Origin of the sequence: Pantoea sp. T14 (genome assembly GCF_036663535.1) — a bacterium.
GTDB classification, from domain to species: Bacteria; Pseudomonadota; Gammaproteobacteria; order Enterobacterales; family Enterobacteriaceae; genus Pantoea; species Pantoea phytostimulans.
Genome location: NZ_JAWUEB010000023.1, coordinates 24909 through 39679 on the forward strand (window position 1 = coordinate 24909; position 14771 = coordinate 39679).

At 51.2% G+C, this 14771-nt stretch carries 14 protein-coding genes; 11 read left to right on the forward strand and 3 right to left on the reverse strand.

What is annotated here, in order from left to right:
* Nucleotides 1–149 precede the first annotated feature (149 nt).
* Nucleotides 150–1010 carry a carboxylate/amino acid/amine transporter gene (locus SC127_RS11120; protein WP_215847970.1) on the forward strand — a complete coding sequence of 287 codons (861 nt, stop codon included), beginning with the start codon at nucleotides 150–152 and terminating at the stop codon, nucleotides 1008–1010.
* 115 nt (nucleotides 1011–1125) lie between these two features.
* On the opposite strand, the gene SC127_RS11125 is transcribed toward SC127_RS11120, so the two are convergent.
* On the reverse strand, nucleotides 1126–1605 hold the full coding sequence (locus SC127_RS11125) for a DUF1456 family protein (protein ID WP_332626455.1): 480 nt from the start codon (nucleotides 1603–1605) through the stop codon (nucleotides 1126–1128).
* Nucleotides 1606–1687: 82 nt separating this feature from the next.
* Nucleotides 1688–2614, reverse strand: a complete 927-nt coding sequence (metR, locus tag SC127_RS11130) for an HTH-type transcriptional regulator MetR (protein ID WP_215847969.1) — start codon at nucleotides 2612–2614, stop codon at nucleotides 1688–1690.
* Nucleotides 2615–2758: 144 nt separating this feature from the next.
* Between metR and metE the strand changes: the two genes are divergently transcribed.
* Complete coding sequence (gene metE / locus SC127_RS11135; protein WP_243079703.1) at nucleotides 2759–5029, forward strand: 5-methyltetrahydropteroyltriglutamate--homocysteine S-methyltransferase; 2271 nt, start codon at nucleotides 2759–2761, stop codon at nucleotides 5027–5029.
* Between the two features lie 51 nt (nucleotides 5030–5080).
* On the opposite strand, the gene SC127_RS11140 is transcribed toward metE, so the two are convergent.
* The gene (locus SC127_RS11140) at nucleotides 5081–5917 is read right to left on the reverse strand and encodes a dienelactone hydrolase family protein (protein WP_332626458.1); all 837 of its coding nucleotides are present in this window, start codon (nucleotides 5915–5917) and stop codon (nucleotides 5081–5083) included.
* Between the two features lie 304 nt (nucleotides 5918–6221).
* On the opposite strand from SC127_RS11140, the gene udp reads away from it, so the two are divergent.
* From udp to tatC, 9 genes are all read left to right on the forward strand, one after another.
* Nucleotides 6222–6983 carry a uridine phosphorylase gene (gene udp / locus SC127_RS11145; protein WP_215847968.1) on the forward strand — a complete coding sequence of 254 codons (762 nt, stop codon included), beginning with the start codon at nucleotides 6222–6224 and terminating at the stop codon, nucleotides 6981–6983.
* Between the two features lie 97 nt (nucleotides 6984–7080).
* Nucleotides 7081–8349: a tetratricopeptide repeat protein gene (locus SC127_RS11150; RefSeq protein WP_332626462.1), complete on the forward strand. Its 1269-nt coding sequence runs from the start codon at nucleotides 7081–7083 to the stop codon at nucleotides 8347–8349.
* 85 nt (nucleotides 8350–8434) lie between these two features.
* The gene (rmuC, locus tag SC127_RS11155) at nucleotides 8435–9934 is read left to right on the forward strand and encodes a DNA recombination protein RmuC (protein ID WP_215847966.1); all 1500 of its coding nucleotides are present in this window, start codon (nucleotides 8435–8437) and stop codon (nucleotides 9932–9934) included.
* A gap of 75 nt (nucleotides 9935–10009) precedes the next feature.
* Entirely contained in the window at nucleotides 10010–10768 is a 759-nt protein-coding gene (gene ubiE / locus SC127_RS11160; protein WP_215847965.1) for a bifunctional demethylmenaquinone methyltransferase/2-methoxy-6-polyprenyl-1,4-benzoquinol methylase UbiE, read from the forward strand.
* A 12-nt stretch (nucleotides 10769–10780) separates the two neighbouring features.
* A complete protein-coding gene (gene ubiJ, locus SC127_RS11165) occupies nucleotides 10781–11386 on the forward strand; it encodes a ubiquinone biosynthesis protein UbiJ (protein WP_243079698.1) in 606 nt (201 codons plus the stop codon).
* Nucleotides 11383–13020: a ubiquinone biosynthesis regulatory protein kinase UbiB gene (ubiB, locus tag SC127_RS11170; protein ID WP_332626465.1), complete on the forward strand. Its 1638-nt coding sequence runs from the start codon at nucleotides 11383–11385 to the stop codon at nucleotides 13018–13020. The genes ubiJ and ubiB overlap by 4 nt, the downstream gene beginning before the upstream one ends.
* A gap of 111 nt (nucleotides 13021–13131) precedes the next feature.
* On the forward strand, nucleotides 13132–13386 hold the full coding sequence (tatA, locus tag SC127_RS11175; RefSeq protein ID WP_215847963.1) for a Sec-independent protein translocase subunit TatA: 255 nt from the start codon (nucleotides 13132–13134) through the stop codon (nucleotides 13384–13386).
* 3 nt (nucleotides 13387–13389) lie between these two features.
* Nucleotides 13390–13917, forward strand: coding sequence for a Sec-independent protein translocase protein TatB (gene tatB / locus SC127_RS11180; RefSeq protein WP_215847962.1), 528 nt, complete (start codon nucleotides 13390–13392; stop codon nucleotides 13915–13917).
* Complete coding sequence (gene tatC, locus SC127_RS11185) at nucleotides 13917–14675, forward strand: Sec-independent protein translocase subunit TatC (protein WP_243079696.1); 759 nt, start codon at nucleotides 13917–13919, stop codon at nucleotides 14673–14675. The genes tatB and tatC overlap by 1 nt, the downstream gene beginning before the upstream one ends.
* Nucleotides 14676–14771 lie beyond the last annotated feature (96 nt).

A 14771-nucleotide genomic window follows, 5' to 3' on the forward strand; every position in this document is an offset into this window, starting at 1 on the left:
GATGGATTTTCATTGAAGTGTAAAGGGTTCACAAAAAAGCAAGCAAAGGTTTGATTGCTCCATTAATACTCAGTTGTAAACCAAATAGCGCAACCTTATCAAAGCACATTGTTTACACTGGCCACTTCGTTTATATCGGGGTCGTTAGCGTGCTGTTATTGATTGTTACCACCATACTTTGGGCTTTTTCATTCAGCCTGATTGGCGAATATCTGGCGGGACAGGTGGATACCTGGTTCTCAGTTTTAATGCGATTGGCTTTGGCGGCATTGGTGTTTTTGCCCTTCCTGCGCTGGCGTGGTTATCGTCCTTCAACGCTGTTGCTTTATATGTTGGTGGGCATGTTGCAGCTCGGCATCATGTATTTGATCAGTTTCGAAGCCTATCTCTATCTCAGCGTGTCAGAATTTTTGTTGTTCACGGTGATGACGCCGCTCTATGTCACGTTGATTTATGACGTAATAAGCAAGCGTCCACTGCGTATCGGCTATATCTTTAGCGCTCTATTGGCCGTAGCGGGTGCCGCGATTATTCGTTATGACAAAGTCAGCGAAAATTTCTGGTTTGGTCTGCTGTTGGTGCAGCTGGCAAATATCTGTTTTGCGGCTGGCATGGTGGGTTACAAACGCCTGCAAGAAACGCGTCCAATGCCGCAACACACCGCCTTTTCCTGGTTCTATCTTGGCGCGGTGCTGATTGCCGCGATCGCCTGGTGCATTTGGGGAAATCCGAATAAATTACCGACGACTTCGCTGCAGTGGAGCATTCTGGTGTGGTTAGGCGTAGCAGCCTCGGGTCTGGGTTATTTCATGTGGAACTATGGCGCAACGCAGGTCGATGCAGGCACGCTGGGCATCATGAACAATATGCATGTGCCGGCTGGATTACTGGTGAATCTGGCGATTTGGCAGCAGCAGCCGCATTGGCCGAGTTTTATCGCGGGGGCAGCGGTAATTATTGCCTCGTTATGGGTGCATAAACGCTGGGTTATTGGAAAGAGTCCGACATAATTATTGATTGTGGCCAGGCGGCTTTTCGTCGAAAAGGCGAAGCAGCAACGTAAAAACGGCGAAGCCTTTACTCAGGGCTTCGCCGTTATATTTTTGCAATGAGCGTGAGGCGAACTTAAGCCGGTTTACCCGTCTTTGGACGATGAATCATCGCGAGTCCCTTCAGGAAATTACGCATAATCTGATCGCCGCACTCGCGGTAGTTTTTGTGATCAGGTTTACGGAAGATCGCGCCAATTTCAGCTTGAGAAACGGTGAAGTTAGCCTTTTTCAGTACGTCAGGAATGTCAGTAGTTTTCAAATCGAAAGCGATGCGCAGTTTTTTCATAAAGATGTTGTTGTTCATTTTGCGCTCAATGGAAGGCGCTGGCATATCTTCACTTTTGCCACGGCGATGGAAAATAAGCCCGTTAAGGAAATAACCCATCAACACGTCAGGACAGGGACGATACGCGGCGTCGTCATCTTTTTTTAACCACGTCTGCACATCGGTTTCTGGCACATCGCAACCTGCCAGCGCAAAAATCGCCACCACTTTGGCATCGCTCAAATTGAGCATGTAGCGCACGCTGCGCAGAATATCATTGTTAGTCATGGTGAAATCTTCTTATGGTCAGTCGACAGGCTGCGCATTATAGGGGATTTTACCCGCGCTCGCGCAGGTTTGTGGCGATTGATTAGCGTTGCAGTACGGTACCCGGAAGCTGGGCATTGCGCACAAACGGCAGATGCTCACAGGCGTGCTGGCGAGCGAAACGAATAAAGGCTTCCAGCACCGGCTGGCGCTGCTCGCCGTCACGTACGGCGGCGTAAAGCCGACTCCATAATCCATCACCCAAGGTTTTAGTTACCACCAATCCCTGTTTCTCAAAACTCTCAACCACCCAATGTGGCAAGGCGGCAATGCCCATGCGCGCCGACACCATCTGAATCAACAACAACGTGTTATCAACGCTTTTCAGTGCCGGGCTGACGCCGGCGGGTTGCAGGAAGTTACGCCAGATATCAAGGCGTTGTCGCTGCACCGGATAGATCATTAATACCTCGTCAGCGAGATCGTCTGGCGAAATATGCTCAACCTGCGCCAGCGGGTGATCCGGCGCCAGAACAAGGCGGACTTCAAAATCAAACATCGGTGAATAAAACAGGCCAGAGCGCGGCAGGATATCGGACGTCAGCACCACGTCCAGCTCGCCTTGTTGCAAGGCGGGTTGCGGATCAAAGGTGACGCCAGATTTGAAGTCCATTACCACTTGCGGCCAGCTTTGGCGGAAATTATCCAGCGCAGGTGTTAACCACTGAATACAGCTGTGACATTCAATTGCGATGCGCAGCGTGGTTTGATGCGGCTCATGGCAGGCTTGCAGCGCTTGCTGTATTTGCGGCAGAACCTGCTCAGCCAGCTGCAATAAAATTTCTCCCTGCGGCGTAAATCGCAACGGCTGACTTTTACGGACGAACAGGCGGAATCCCAGCCGCTGTTCCAGATCGCTGAACTGATGTGACAACGCAGATTGCGTCTGATGAAGCTGGGCAGCAGCAGCAGCCAGCGAGCCAGTATTACGCAGAGCCTGAAGCGTCCGCAGGTGCTTGAGTTCGATCATGAGAGTCCTTCACATCGAAATGAACAAATTGCGCTTGAGGAACATACAGTACCCGCAGAATATAGCGGTGTAAACATCTGGACGGCTAAACATCTTTGGCTGCCAGCTTCAAGCCAAAGAGAAAGAATATCTGGAGAACAGCAAATGACCATTCTGAACCATACTCTCGGCTTCCCTCGTGTTGGTCTGCGTCGTGAACTGAAGAAAGCGCAGGAAAGCTACTGGGCGGGTAACAGCAGCCAGGAAGCGTTACTGGCAGTGGGCCGCGAGCTGCGTGCACGTCACTGGCAACAACAGAAAGATGCCGGCGTGGATCTGCTACCGGTTGGCGATTTCGCTTGGTACGATCATGTTTTGACCACCAGCTTGCTGCTGGGCAACGTGCCTGCTCGTCACCAGAACAAAGAGGGTTCAGTTGATCTCGATACGCTGTTCCGTTTGGGACGTGGCCGTGCACCGACCGGCGAACCGGCTGCAGCCGCTGAAATGACCAAATGGTTTAACACCAATTATCACTATATGGTGCCGGAATTCACTCAAGGTCAGCAGTTCAAACTGACCTGGACGCAGCTGCTGGATGAAGTAGACGAAGCGCTGTCACTGGGCCATAAAATCAAACCCGTAGTGCTTGGTCCGGTGACCTATTTGTGGCTGGGTAAAGTCAAGGGCGAGCAATTTGATCGTTTATCACTGCTGGACGATATTCTGCCGGTGTATAAGCAGGTTCTGGATGAGCTGGCTAAGCGTGGTATTGAGTGGGTGCAAATTGATGAGCCTGCGCTATCACTGGAACTGCCGCAGGCCTGGCGCGACGCTTTTAAAGTGGCTTACGCTGTGCTGCAAGGCCAAAGCAAAATACTGCTAACGACCTATTTCGACAGTATTAGTCAGAATCTTGATGTGATTCGTGAACTGCCGGTACAGGGTTTGCACGTTGACCTGGTTCATGGTCGTGATGACATTCAGCAACTGAACCAGCAACTTCCTGCTTCCTGGTTACTTTCGCTCGGCGTGATTAATGGCCGCAACGTATGGCGTGCTGATCTGAGTAGCTGGTTTAAACGCCTGCAACCGCTGGTGAGTCAGCGTGAGCAATTGTGGATCGGCTCTTCCTGTTCACTGCTGCACAGTCCGATTGATCTGAGCGTGGAAACACGTCTGGATGAAGAAGTGAAAAGCTGGTTTGCTTTTGCCCTACAGAAATGTGCTGAGCTTTCACTGCTGAGTCAGGCATTAAATAATGATGATGCCGCCTCGCTGGAAGCCTGGAGCGCGCCGATTCGTGCTCGTGCTCACTCTAGCCGTGTACACAACGCTGCAGTGGGTCAACGTCTGCAAGCGATCACCGCACAGGATAGTGAACGACAAAGCCCTTATGGCGAGCGTGCTAAGGCACAGCGTCAACGCTTTAACCTTCCAGCCTGGCCAACCACCACCATCGGTTCTTTCCCGCAAACCACAGAGATTCGTGGCCTGCGTCTGGATTTCAAGCAGGGTCGTCTGGATGGCAACCACTATCGCACCGGCATTGCCGGGCACATCAAGCAGGCGATTGTTGAGCAAGAGCGCTTAGGTCTGGACGTACTGGTGCACGGTGAAGCTGAACGTAACGACATGGTCGAATATTTCGGTGAACATCTTGATGGCTTCGTCTTTACACAAAACGGTTGGGTACAAAGTTACGGTTCTCGCTGCGTTAAGCCACCGGTAATCATTGGTGACATAAGCCGTCCTGAAGCGATCACCGTTGAGTGGGCGAAGTATGCGCAATCACTGACGGACAAGCCGGTAAAAGGCATGTTGACCGGTCCCGTAACCATTCTTTGCTGGTCATTTCCCCGTGAAGATGTGACGCGTGAAACCATCGCTAAGCAAATTGCGCTGGCGCTGCGTGATGAAGTAGTCGATTTGGAAAAGGCGGGCATCGGCATCATCCAGATCGACGAACCCGCACTGCGCGAAGGTCTGCCGCTGCATCAATCTGATTGGGCTGCATACCTGACATGGGCCGTTGATGCTTTCCGTCTGAATGCTGCCGTAGCGCAAGACGACACGCAGATTCACACCCACATGTGTTATTGCGAGTTCAACGACATCATGGATTCTATTGCGGCGCTGGATGCGGACGTGATCACCATCGAAACCTCACGTTCAGATATGGATCTGCTGGAGTCGTTTAGAGACTTCGAATATCCGAACGAAATTGGTCCAGGCGTGTATGACATTCACTCGCCAAATGTACCAAGCGTTGAATGGATAGAAGCGCTGTTGCAGAAGGCGGCTAAGCGTATTCCAGAAGAGCGTCTGTGGGTGAACCCAGATTGCGGCCTGAAAACGCGTGGCTGGACCGAAACGCGCCAAGCGCTGGCGAACATGGTCACAGCAGCGAAAAACCTGCGTGGTGAAAAAGTGTAAAGGTGTGTTGAGTTGAATCTTTGGGGCGCTCAGGCGCCCCCTTTTTATTGGTTAAGCGGATGGCGCAACACCGTATTGTTTAAACCAGGCCAGCATGCGCGTCCAGCCATCTTTGGCTGACTCTGCGTGGTAGCTGGGTCGATAATCGGCATTAAAAGCATGGCCTGCTTCGGGATAAACGATGATTTCAGCTTTGGCATTTGCAGCATGTATCGCCTGACGCATCTGCTCCACGCTTTCCAGGGGGATGCTCTCATCCTGCCCGCCATATAAACCCAGCACCGGCGCGGAAAGATCGACAGCAATATCAATTGGATGTTTTTGCTGCTTCATGGTTTTGTCTCCCATTACGCGGCCATACCACGCCACGGCGGCACGCAACTGTGGATTATGTGCTGCGTAAAGCCAACTGATACGACCGCCCCAGCAGAAGCCGGTAATGCCCATCCGGCGAATATCACCGCCGTTACGCGCTGCCCAATTGGCCGCGTGATCGAGATCGGCGAGCACTTGTGTGTCGGGCACTTTGCTCACAAGTTCTTTAAATAGCGTGGGAATATCGGTGTACTCGTTCGGGTCGCCTTCGCGAAAATAGAGTTCAGGTGCAACCGCCAGATAACCCTCTAGCGCCAGACGGCGGCAAATATCGCGAATATGTTCATGTACGCCAAAAATTTCCTGCACGACGAGCACGACCGGCAATGGGCCTTCAGCACCTTTGGGTTTGGCAAAAAAAGCAGGCATGTTCTCGCCCTGGCTTGGGACTGAGGTTTCGCCGAATTGAATGTCGGGGCTTTCAGTAAAAATGGTCGTAGAAGCAGTCGGCTGCACTGCAGGTGCAAAGCCGCCTCCCGCTGATTTTTGTGCCATATTATCTTCGGTTTTCATTGTTTTCTCCGTGCAAGCAATAGCGCAATCACGTAACTATAGCCTGGCCAGATTTCGCGCGGACCAGACAAGGGGTAACAGAGTCAGCAACAGATAAAATCACCTACCTCTTTAACATTGCGCTGACTGGCTTCACAGTACAGCTTGTAGCAGTGCGGGATTACTTAAACTCAATGTGTGATATTGATCGCATGTTTTCTGATAAAAAATGTAACTTTCATTTTATGAAGTGAGTGTTATCACATATTTATCGGGCGGGCTGACGTAAAGTGGCGCGCTACTTTCTTTTAATCAGGAGTCTGAAATGACACAGTCTGACGTTTTCCACCTTGGTCTTACCAAAGCCGATCTGCAAGGGGCGACTTTAGCCATTGTGCCCGGCGATCCGGAGCGCGTTAAGAAAATCGCCGGACTGATGGACGATGCGCAGCATCTGGCTTCGCACCGTGAATTTACCTCATGGCTAGCAAAACTGGATGGTAAACCGGTGATTGTTTGCTCAACCGGTATCGGCGGGCCTTCCACTTCCATTGCGGTTGAAGAGCTGGCCCAGCTTGGGGTGCGCACCTTCTTGCGTGTTGGTACCACCGGCGCGATTCAACCGCACATTAATGTAGGTGACGTATTAGTCACAACCGCATCAGTGCGTTTAGATGGTGCCAGCCTGCACTTTGCACCGATGGAATTCCCCGCAGTAGCGGATTTTGCCTGCACGACTGCCTTGGTTGCGGCAGCAGAGGAGTGTGGCGCAGCTACCCATATTGGTATCACGGCATCTTCCGACACCTTTTATCCAGGTCAGGAACGCTATGACACTGTTTCAGGACGCGTCGTCAGCCGCTTTCAAGGTTCAATGAAAGAGTGGCAACAGATGGGTGTTCTCAACTATGAGATGGAATCCGCTACACTGTTAACCATGTGCGCCAGCCAAGGGCTGCGAGCCGGTATGGTGGCGGGCGTTATCGTGAATCGTACGCAGAAAGAGATTCCAGATGCGGCGACCATGAAACAGACCGAAAGCGATGCGGTGAAGATTGTTGTAGAAGCGGCGCGTCGCTTGCTATAACGCGCGCGGCAGCAGGTTTCAAGACCGGGCTTATAAAGGTTAACCTGCTGCTTCCCTTAAGATGCGCGCCATTTCAGCTGAACCTGAGAACTTTCTTATGCGCAATACGATTCCTGTACGTCTACCTTCCTTTGGACCTAATCCCGCTGCGCTGCAAGCGCAAATGGAAAACAGCGCCGCGCGCTTCCGCGTCGCGATGAGCCAGAATAATTTCCAGCAGGCGATGAAATGCTGTGAAGAAGTTCTGCGTTTTATGCCTAATCAAATGCAAGTGCTGAGCGATTATGCGCTCTGCCTGATGCGTCTGGGTCAATACAATAAATCCTACAAAATTTACCAAAAAATCTATCAGGCACCTGCTGCATTGCGTGCCACCGCTTCGGAAACCTGGTTGGATGGCCTGACAGAAGTCTGCGGTTGGTTAGGTAAAAATGAAGAAGTGGCGCGTTATGGCCTGGAATCACTGAATCAGTCAGATGCACGTTTTAGTCAAGGCCAGCGCTACGCTTATCCTGCACCGCAACCCGAACCCATCGATCTTAGCCAGCCTGAACAAAACGTGATTTCGTTTAGCCTTTATGGTGGTCAGCCGCGCTATTGCGAAACGCTGATCAAAAACGTGGAGGTGGCACAAGAGTTCTATCCGGGCTGGGTTTGCCGAGTCTATCTTGACGACACCGTGCCGAAACATGTCTGGCAGCGCCTTGAGCAGCGGCATGTACAGTTAGTAGATATGTCGCATGAAAAAACTATTTTCCCTACGCTTTGGCGTTTCCTGGTGATGGATGATCCTGCGGTAAAACGCTACATCGTGCGTGACGCAGATTCCTTGCTTTCGGAACGTGAAGTGGCGGCGGTTAACGCCTGGCTAGCTTCGCCATACTGGTTCCACCATATGCGTGACTATTATTCACACACCGAATTATTGCTGGCAGGAATGTGGGGCGGCTGTCATGGCGTATTTAACAACGTTGAACAGTCGATGCGTGACTTCATTGCACAATATGAAGGCAGCGAACGCTTTACCGATCAGTACTTCCTGAAAGTCGCCTTATGGCCAACAGTGCGAGAAAGTATTCTCAATCACGATGATATCTTTAATTTTTATCAGGCGCAGCCTTGGCCAGCACATGCACCGATACGTTGGAAAACGGACAGTTTCCATGTAGGCAGCAACGCTGGTTTTGCCAGCATGGCAGGAAAAACCAATGGCGTTGACGGCGAAGAGCAGCAGGTTGAAATCACTTACGGCGGCAATACCTGGAATTATCCGGCGAAAGTTAAAAAAGGAGAATGGGTGCTGCCGATGCCGTTTTTCCTGATTGATGACTGGCAAGCAGGCACGCTGAGCGTCAGAGCGTTATAACGCCTTAACGCCGGGCAGAATTGTCTGGACATTCATACAGTGCGACTCTACCTTTTCCCTCAGCAACGCATCTGGCGAGGGAATCATGGATCAGCACATCATTATCAGCGCCTGCCTGGCGCTGGCAGGCTTGGGCATTGGCTGGATACTGGCGCAACTGCGCGCCAGTCAACAACTCGCCAGTTTTGCTACCGAGCGTCGCTTGCTGGAAGCAGCACAACAGCGCCAGCAGCTGCATATCGACCAACTTCAACAACAATCTCAGCAACGCGAGCAAGAACTTCGTCAACTGCATGGTGCGTTGAGCGGGGCGAATGAGCGTCTGCAACAGTTGGATTATTGGCGCAGCGAAAGCGAGCAGCTGAATCGCGAGTTGCGTAATCAGCTGGAAGTTAATAGTGCTCAGGAAGCTGAGCTGCGTGAAGTCACCATCCGACTGGAAGAGACGCGTTTCGCCACGGAAGAGAAGCAGCGTCTGCTGACCAACAGTGAACAGCGCCTGAGCGCCCAGTTTGAAAATCTCGCTAACCGCATTTTTGAAAACAGCGGGCGGCGCGTCGATGAACAGAACCGCCAAAGTCTAAACAGCCTGATTAGCCCGCTGCGTGAACAGCTGGATGGTTTTCGGCGTCAGGTTCATGAAAGTTTTGGCCTTGAGGCGCGCGAACGCCATACGCTCACACATGAAATTCGTCAGCTCCAGCAGCTGAATGCCCAGATGGCGCAGGAAGCGGTTAACCTTACTAAAGCGCTGAAAGGCGATAATAAAATCCAGGGAAACTGGGGCGAAGTGGTGTTGAGCCGGGTGCTGGAAGCATCAGGTCTGCGCGAAGGCTACGAATATGAAACTCAAGTCAGCATTCAGTCGGAACAGCAGGGCAGGATGCAACCGGATGTGATCGTTCGTTTACCGCAAGATAAGGATGTGGTGATTGACGCTAAAATGACGCTGGTTGCCTATGAACGCTACTTCAACGCGGAAGATGAAGTTGATCGCGAGCAGGCGATTCAGGAACATATCAGCGCAATGCGCGGACACATTCGCTTGCTCGGGCGCAAAGATTATCAACAATTGCCGGGTTTACGATCGCTGGATTATGTGTTGATGTTCATTCCGGTTGAGCCAGCCTTTTTGTTGGCTATTGATCGCCAGCCAGAACTGATCAGTGAAGCGCTACAGCAGAACATCATGCTCGTTAGCCCAACCACGCTGCTGGTGGCGCTACGTACCATCAATAATCTGTGGCGTTATGAACATCAAAGCCGCAATGCACAGCGTATCGCCGAGCGTGCGGCAAAACTGTATGACAAGATGCGGCTGTTTGTGGATGACATGAGCGGGATTGGCGTCAATCTGGATAAAGCGCAAAACAGCTATCGCGAGGCGATGAAGAAGCTGGCAGAAGGGCGCGGAAATCTCATTGCGCAAAGCGAAGGTTTTCGGGACCTTGGGGTTGAAGTGAAGCGCTCAATCAATCCTTTGCTGGTGGAACGTGCAAAGCCAGAAAGCGATGCTGAAGATGAGTTAGAAGATGAAAACGAAGCGGATGACAGCGACTTACGTGTGAGACGCCTCCATGAATAACATGGGCGCTGCGTGCCTGACTTCCGTGACTCTGATACACTTCGTGAAGAATTGTTTGTGGAGCAGGTAAAACCGATGGCAGATGAATCACAGCAGGAAACTACCCATTTTGGCTTTCAGACGGTCGCTAAAAGCGAGAAGGCTGACAAAGTCGCGGACGTGTTTCATTCCGTAGCGGCAAAATATGACGTGATGAATGACTTAATGTCGTTTGGCGTTCATCGCATCTGGAAGCGTTTTACCATTGACAGCAGCGGCGTGCGCCGTGGTCAACGTGTATTAGATTTGGCGGGCGGAACCGGTGATTTAACCGCAAAGTTCTCTCGTTTGGTTGGTGAAACGGGTCAGGTTGTACTGGCTGACATCAACAGTTCCATGCTGAAAATGGGTCGCGAAAAACTGCGCAATCTCGGCGTGGTTGGCAACGTCAATTACGTGCAGGCAAATGCCGAAGCGCTGCCGTTCCCGGATAACTACTTTGACTGCATCACCATCTCTTTTGGTCTGCGTAACGTGACCGAAAAAGAGAAAGCGCTGGCGTCGATGTTTCGCGTATTAAAGCCGGGCGGACGTTTACTGGTGTTGGAGTTTTCTAAGCCGATGCTTGAGCCATTAAGCAAAGCTTACGATGCGTATTCTTTCCACATCCTGCCGCGTATTGGCCAGTTGGTGGCACAAGACGCAGAAAGCTATCGCTATCTGGCCGAGTCAATCCGTATGCATCCCGATCAGGAAACCCTGAAGGCGATGATGAACGATGTTGGATTTGAAAATACCACCTACTCCAATATGACCGGCGGCATCGTTGCGCTGCACCGTGGATTTAAGTTCTAAACGACTATGGTGATGACCTTAACGCCCCTAATCACTGCCGGACTTGAGAGTGCACTGAACCGTGTGCTGTATCGCGACCGCGGCCTGAAAGCTGCGCGCCAACGTTTGGCAGGTAAAGTACTGACGCTGCGTTTGAGCGAATTTTCCAATCCTTTAGTGCTGGTGTTCAGCGAGCAACAGCTGGATGTGTTGGGTGATTGGCAGGATGTCAGCGATTGCACGGTGATCACCCAGCTAAAAACATTGCCGAAACTGCGCGATCGTCAACAGCTCACCAGCCTGATCCGCAGCGGTGAACTGGAGGTTGAAGGCGACTTGCAGGTGGTGCAGCAATTTTCTGCACTTATGGATCTGGCTGAGCTGGATCCCGCCGAATATTTGGCACCCTGGATCGGTGATATCGCGGCCCAAGGCATTAGCCAAGGCGCACAGCGTGCTTTGCGTTTTGTAAAAGGCGAAGTGCAACGGCGCCAAGATTATTTAGGTCAGGCGATTACTGAAGAGTGGCGCGTTGCACCCGGCGCGCTGGAGTTAGCCTGGTTTTCCGAAGAGGTAGACGCGATGGAACGTTCGCTTGATGCGCTCACTGCGCGTTTAGCGCAGCTGGAGGCGAAATGAGTTTTGGTGAGATCCGCCGCTTGTATTTCATTATCAAGGTTTTTTTAACTTACGGCCTTGATGAATTAATCCCTCAAATGCGCATTACCCTTCCGCTTCGTCTGTGGCGTCGCTGCGTTTTCTGGATTCCCAATAAGCACGTTGAAGAGCCGATTGGTGCGCGTTTGCGTATGGCCATGGAGCAGCTTGGGCCAGTGTGGATTAAATTTGGCCAGATGCTATCAACGCGTCGCGATCTATTCCCGCCAATGATTGCTGACCAACTGGCTATTTTGCAGGACCGTGTTGCGCCTTTTGATGGCGTCAAAGCGAAAGCGCAGATTGAAGCCTCGATGGGTGCACCGATTGAAACCTGGTTTGATGATTTTGATATCAAACCGCTGGCGTCGGCCTCGATAGCGCAAGTTCACACCGCGACGCTGAAATCCAATGGTAAGAAAATCGTTATCAAGGTGATCCGCCCAGACATCCTGCCTGTGATCAAAGCAGATATGCAGCTGATCTATCGCTTAGCGCGTTGGGTGCCGCGCTTGCTGCCAGATGGTCGCCGTTTGCGCCCGCTTGAAGTGGTGCGTGATTATGAAAAAACCTTGATTGATGAATTGAATTTGCTGCGTGAAGCGGCGAATGCTATTCAGCTGCGTCGTAACTTTGAAGATAGCCGCATGCTGTATGTGCCTGAGATTTATTCAGACTACTGCAGCGAAACAATGCTGGTGATGGAGCGCATTTATGGCATCCCTATCTCAGATGTAGTGACGCTTGAACAACACGGCGTGAACATGAAATTGCTCGCCGAGCGCGGCGTTCAGGTGTTCTTCACTCAGGTTTTTCGCGACAGCTTTTTCCATGCAGACATGCATCCCGGCAATATCTTCGTGAGCTACGATCATCCAGAAGATCCGCAATATATCGGCATCGACTGCGGCATTGTGGGCTCGCTTAACAAAGAAGATAAACGCTATTTAGCTGAAAATTTCATCGCCTTTTTTAACCGTGATTACAAAAAGGTCGCTGAATTACACGTCGACTCTGGTTGGGTTCCGCCAGATACGAATGTTGAAGATTTTGAATTTGCTATCCGTACCGTCTGCGAACCGATTTTTGAGAAGCCGCTGGCTGAGATTTCTTTTGGTCACGTGCTGCTGAATCTGTTTAATACGGCACGTCGCTTCAATATGGAAGTACAGCCGCAGCTGGTTTTGCTGCAAAAAACGCTACTCTATGTAGAAGGGATTGGACGTCAGCTCTATCCGCAACTGGATTTGTGGAAGACGGCAAAACCTTTCCTTGAAGACTGGATCAAGGATCAGATCGGTATCCCGGCAATCATTCGTGCGGTGAAAGAAAAAGCGCCATTCTGGGCAGAAAAATTGCCTGAACTGCCGGAACTGTTTTACGACAGCATGCGTCAGCATAAGCTTTTGCGGCATAGCGTCGATAAGTTAGTGGGCGATCTCAATGCGCAGCGTACCCGCCATCATCAGGCGAAGTATCTGTTTGGCGTCGGTGCCACGCTGTTGTTAAGCGGCACGGCGGTACTCTTGAGTCGACCGGAATGGGACTTCTTTCCTGCCGTGTTAATGGCAGCGGGGATTGTCTCTTGGTTAATTGGCTGGCGTAAGACAAACTGATTGTCACTCCAGCACAAAACGCGGTAATGTCGCTGGCTCAGGCCTGAATTTATACAGGCTCTCTGTGGTGCATTATTCAACAGTTTTTCACAGAATATTAGAGGCTATCCCATGGGCGGTATCAGTATTTGGCAATTGTTAATTATTGCCGTGATTGTTGTACTTCTTTTCGGTACCAATAAATTACGCAATCTGGGTTCGGATTTGGGCTCCTCAATTCGTGGCTTCAAAAAAGCCATGGGTGATGAGGACAATAAAAAGGATCACCCGAACGAGCAGGACGCTGACTTCAACGCCAAAACGCTGGCGGACAAACAGCAAACCTCGGCTAACAAAGAAGAAGCCAAGAACGACAAGCAGGTGTAAACCGTGTTCGATATTGGTTTTAGTGAACTGGTATTGGTGTTCGTTATCGGGCTGATTGTTCTCGGCCCGCAACGTTTACCGGTTGCGGTGAAAACCGTAGTCGGCTGGATCAGGGCGATACGTTCGCTGGCAGCCAATGTGCAAAACGAGCTGGCGCAAGAGCTGAAACTGCAAGAGTTGCAAGACAGCCTGAAGAAGGTCGAAGAAGCGGGCCGCGGCACGCTTTCGCCTGAGCTAAAAGACTCAATGGAAGAGCTGCGTAAAACGGCGGATTCGATGAAGCGCTCCTATCAACAGAGCATTGATATCGAAAAAGAGGAAGACGAAGCGAACACCATTCATGCTCCGCAGCAGAAACCTGTCGAGTCAGCGCAGGTTTCTCATCCTGTGACGCCGGCGACAGCGGAAGGCCAGGCCAGCGCGCCTGCCCAGGCTCCCGGTAGCGTCGAAGCCACGCCAGCGGTGAAACTTGAAAAGTCAGCCACCGCCCACAGCACAGCAACAACCTCTTCTGCAAGTGATGAACGATAATGGCCGTTGAAGATACCCAACCGCTCATCAGCCATCTGATTGAGCTGCGCAAGCGCCTGCTGAACTGTATCATCGCCGTTTTGGTGATCTTCCTGGCGCTGATTTACTTTGCTAACGATATCTATCATCTGGTTGCCTCGCCGCTGATTAGTCAGATGCCGGCCGGCGCTAGCATGATCGCAACGGATGTCGCATCACCGTTTTTTACGCCGATAAAGCTGACTATTATTGTGTCGGTATTTTTCGCAGTGCCGGTGATTCTGTATCAGGTTTGGGCCTTTATAGCGCCAGCGTTATATCGTCATGAACGCAAGCTGGTCATGCCGCTGCTGTTCTCCAGTACGCTGCTGTTTTATATCGGTGTAGCTTTTGCCTACTTCATTGTGTTTCCGCTGGCCTTTGGCTTTTTTGCCAAAACGGCACCGCAGGGCGTTACCATCGCGACCGATATCACCAACTATCTCGATTTCGTCATGACGTTATTTATGGCGTTTGGTGTAGCGTTTGAGGTGCCGGTAGCGATTGTGCTGCTTTGCTGGACTGGTATCACTAATCCAGATGATTTAAGAAAAAAACGCCCTTATATTTTGGTGGGTGCCTTTGTCGTTGGCATGCTGCTGACGCCGCCGGACGTTTTTTCCCAAACTTTGCTCGCTATTCCGATGTACTGCCTGTTTGAAGTCGGCGTATTCTTCTCACGTTACTATGTGGGGAAAGGCCGCCGAGAGCAGGATGAGGAACAGAACACCGAATCCTGATGTCTCTATTAAGAGCGCCCCGCATCGGCGGGATAAAGTTGAATCCAAACCGCCTTCTGGGCGGTTTTTGTTTATATCTCTCTTACAAATGGGAAA

What these genes read in the sequence shown, in the direction of transcription:
- ubiE (WP_215847965.1), top strand. Translation starts at nt 10,010, where the DNA reads ATGGCAGATGAATCACAGCAGGAAACTACCCATTTTGGCTTTCAGACG.
- udp (WP_215847968.1), top strand. Translation starts at nt 6,222, where the DNA reads ATGACACAGTCTGACGTTTTCCACCTTGGTCTTACCAAAGCCGATCTG.
- tatC (WP_243079696.1), top strand. Translation starts at nt 13,917, where the DNA reads ATGGCCGTTGAAGATACCCAACCGCTCATCAGCCATCTGATTGAGCTG.
- SC127_RS11150 (WP_332626462.1), top strand. Translation starts at nt 7,081, where the DNA reads ATGCGCAATACGATTCCTGTACGTCTACCTTCCTTTGGACCTAATCCC.
- SC127_RS11125 (WP_332626455.1), bottom strand. Translation starts at nt 1,605, where the DNA reads ATGACTAACAATGATATTCTGCGCAGCGTGCGCTACATGCTCAATTTG.
- rmuC (WP_215847966.1), top strand. Translation starts at nt 8,435, where the DNA reads ATGGATCAGCACATCATTATCAGCGCCTGCCTGGCGCTGGCAGGCTTG.
- metR (WP_215847969.1), bottom strand. Translation starts at nt 2,614, where the DNA reads ATGATCGAACTCAAGCACCTGCGGACGCTTCAGGCTCTGCGTAATACT.
- ubiB (WP_332626465.1), top strand. Translation starts at nt 11,383, where the DNA reads ATGAGTTTTGGTGAGATCCGCCGCTTGTATTTCATTATCAAGGTTTTT.
- SC127_RS11140 (WP_332626458.1), bottom strand. Translation starts at nt 5,917, where the DNA reads ATGAAAACCGAAGATAATATGGCACAAAAATCAGCGGGAGGCGGCTTT.
- tatA (WP_215847963.1), top strand. Translation starts at nt 13,132, where the DNA reads ATGGGCGGTATCAGTATTTGGCAATTGTTAATTATTGCCGTGATTGTT.
- metE (WP_243079703.1), top strand. Translation starts at nt 2,759, where the DNA reads ATGACCATTCTGAACCATACTCTCGGCTTCCCTCGTGTTGGTCTGCGT.
- ubiJ (WP_243079698.1), top strand. Translation starts at nt 10,781, where the DNA reads ATGACCTTAACGCCCCTAATCACTGCCGGACTTGAGAGTGCACTGAAC.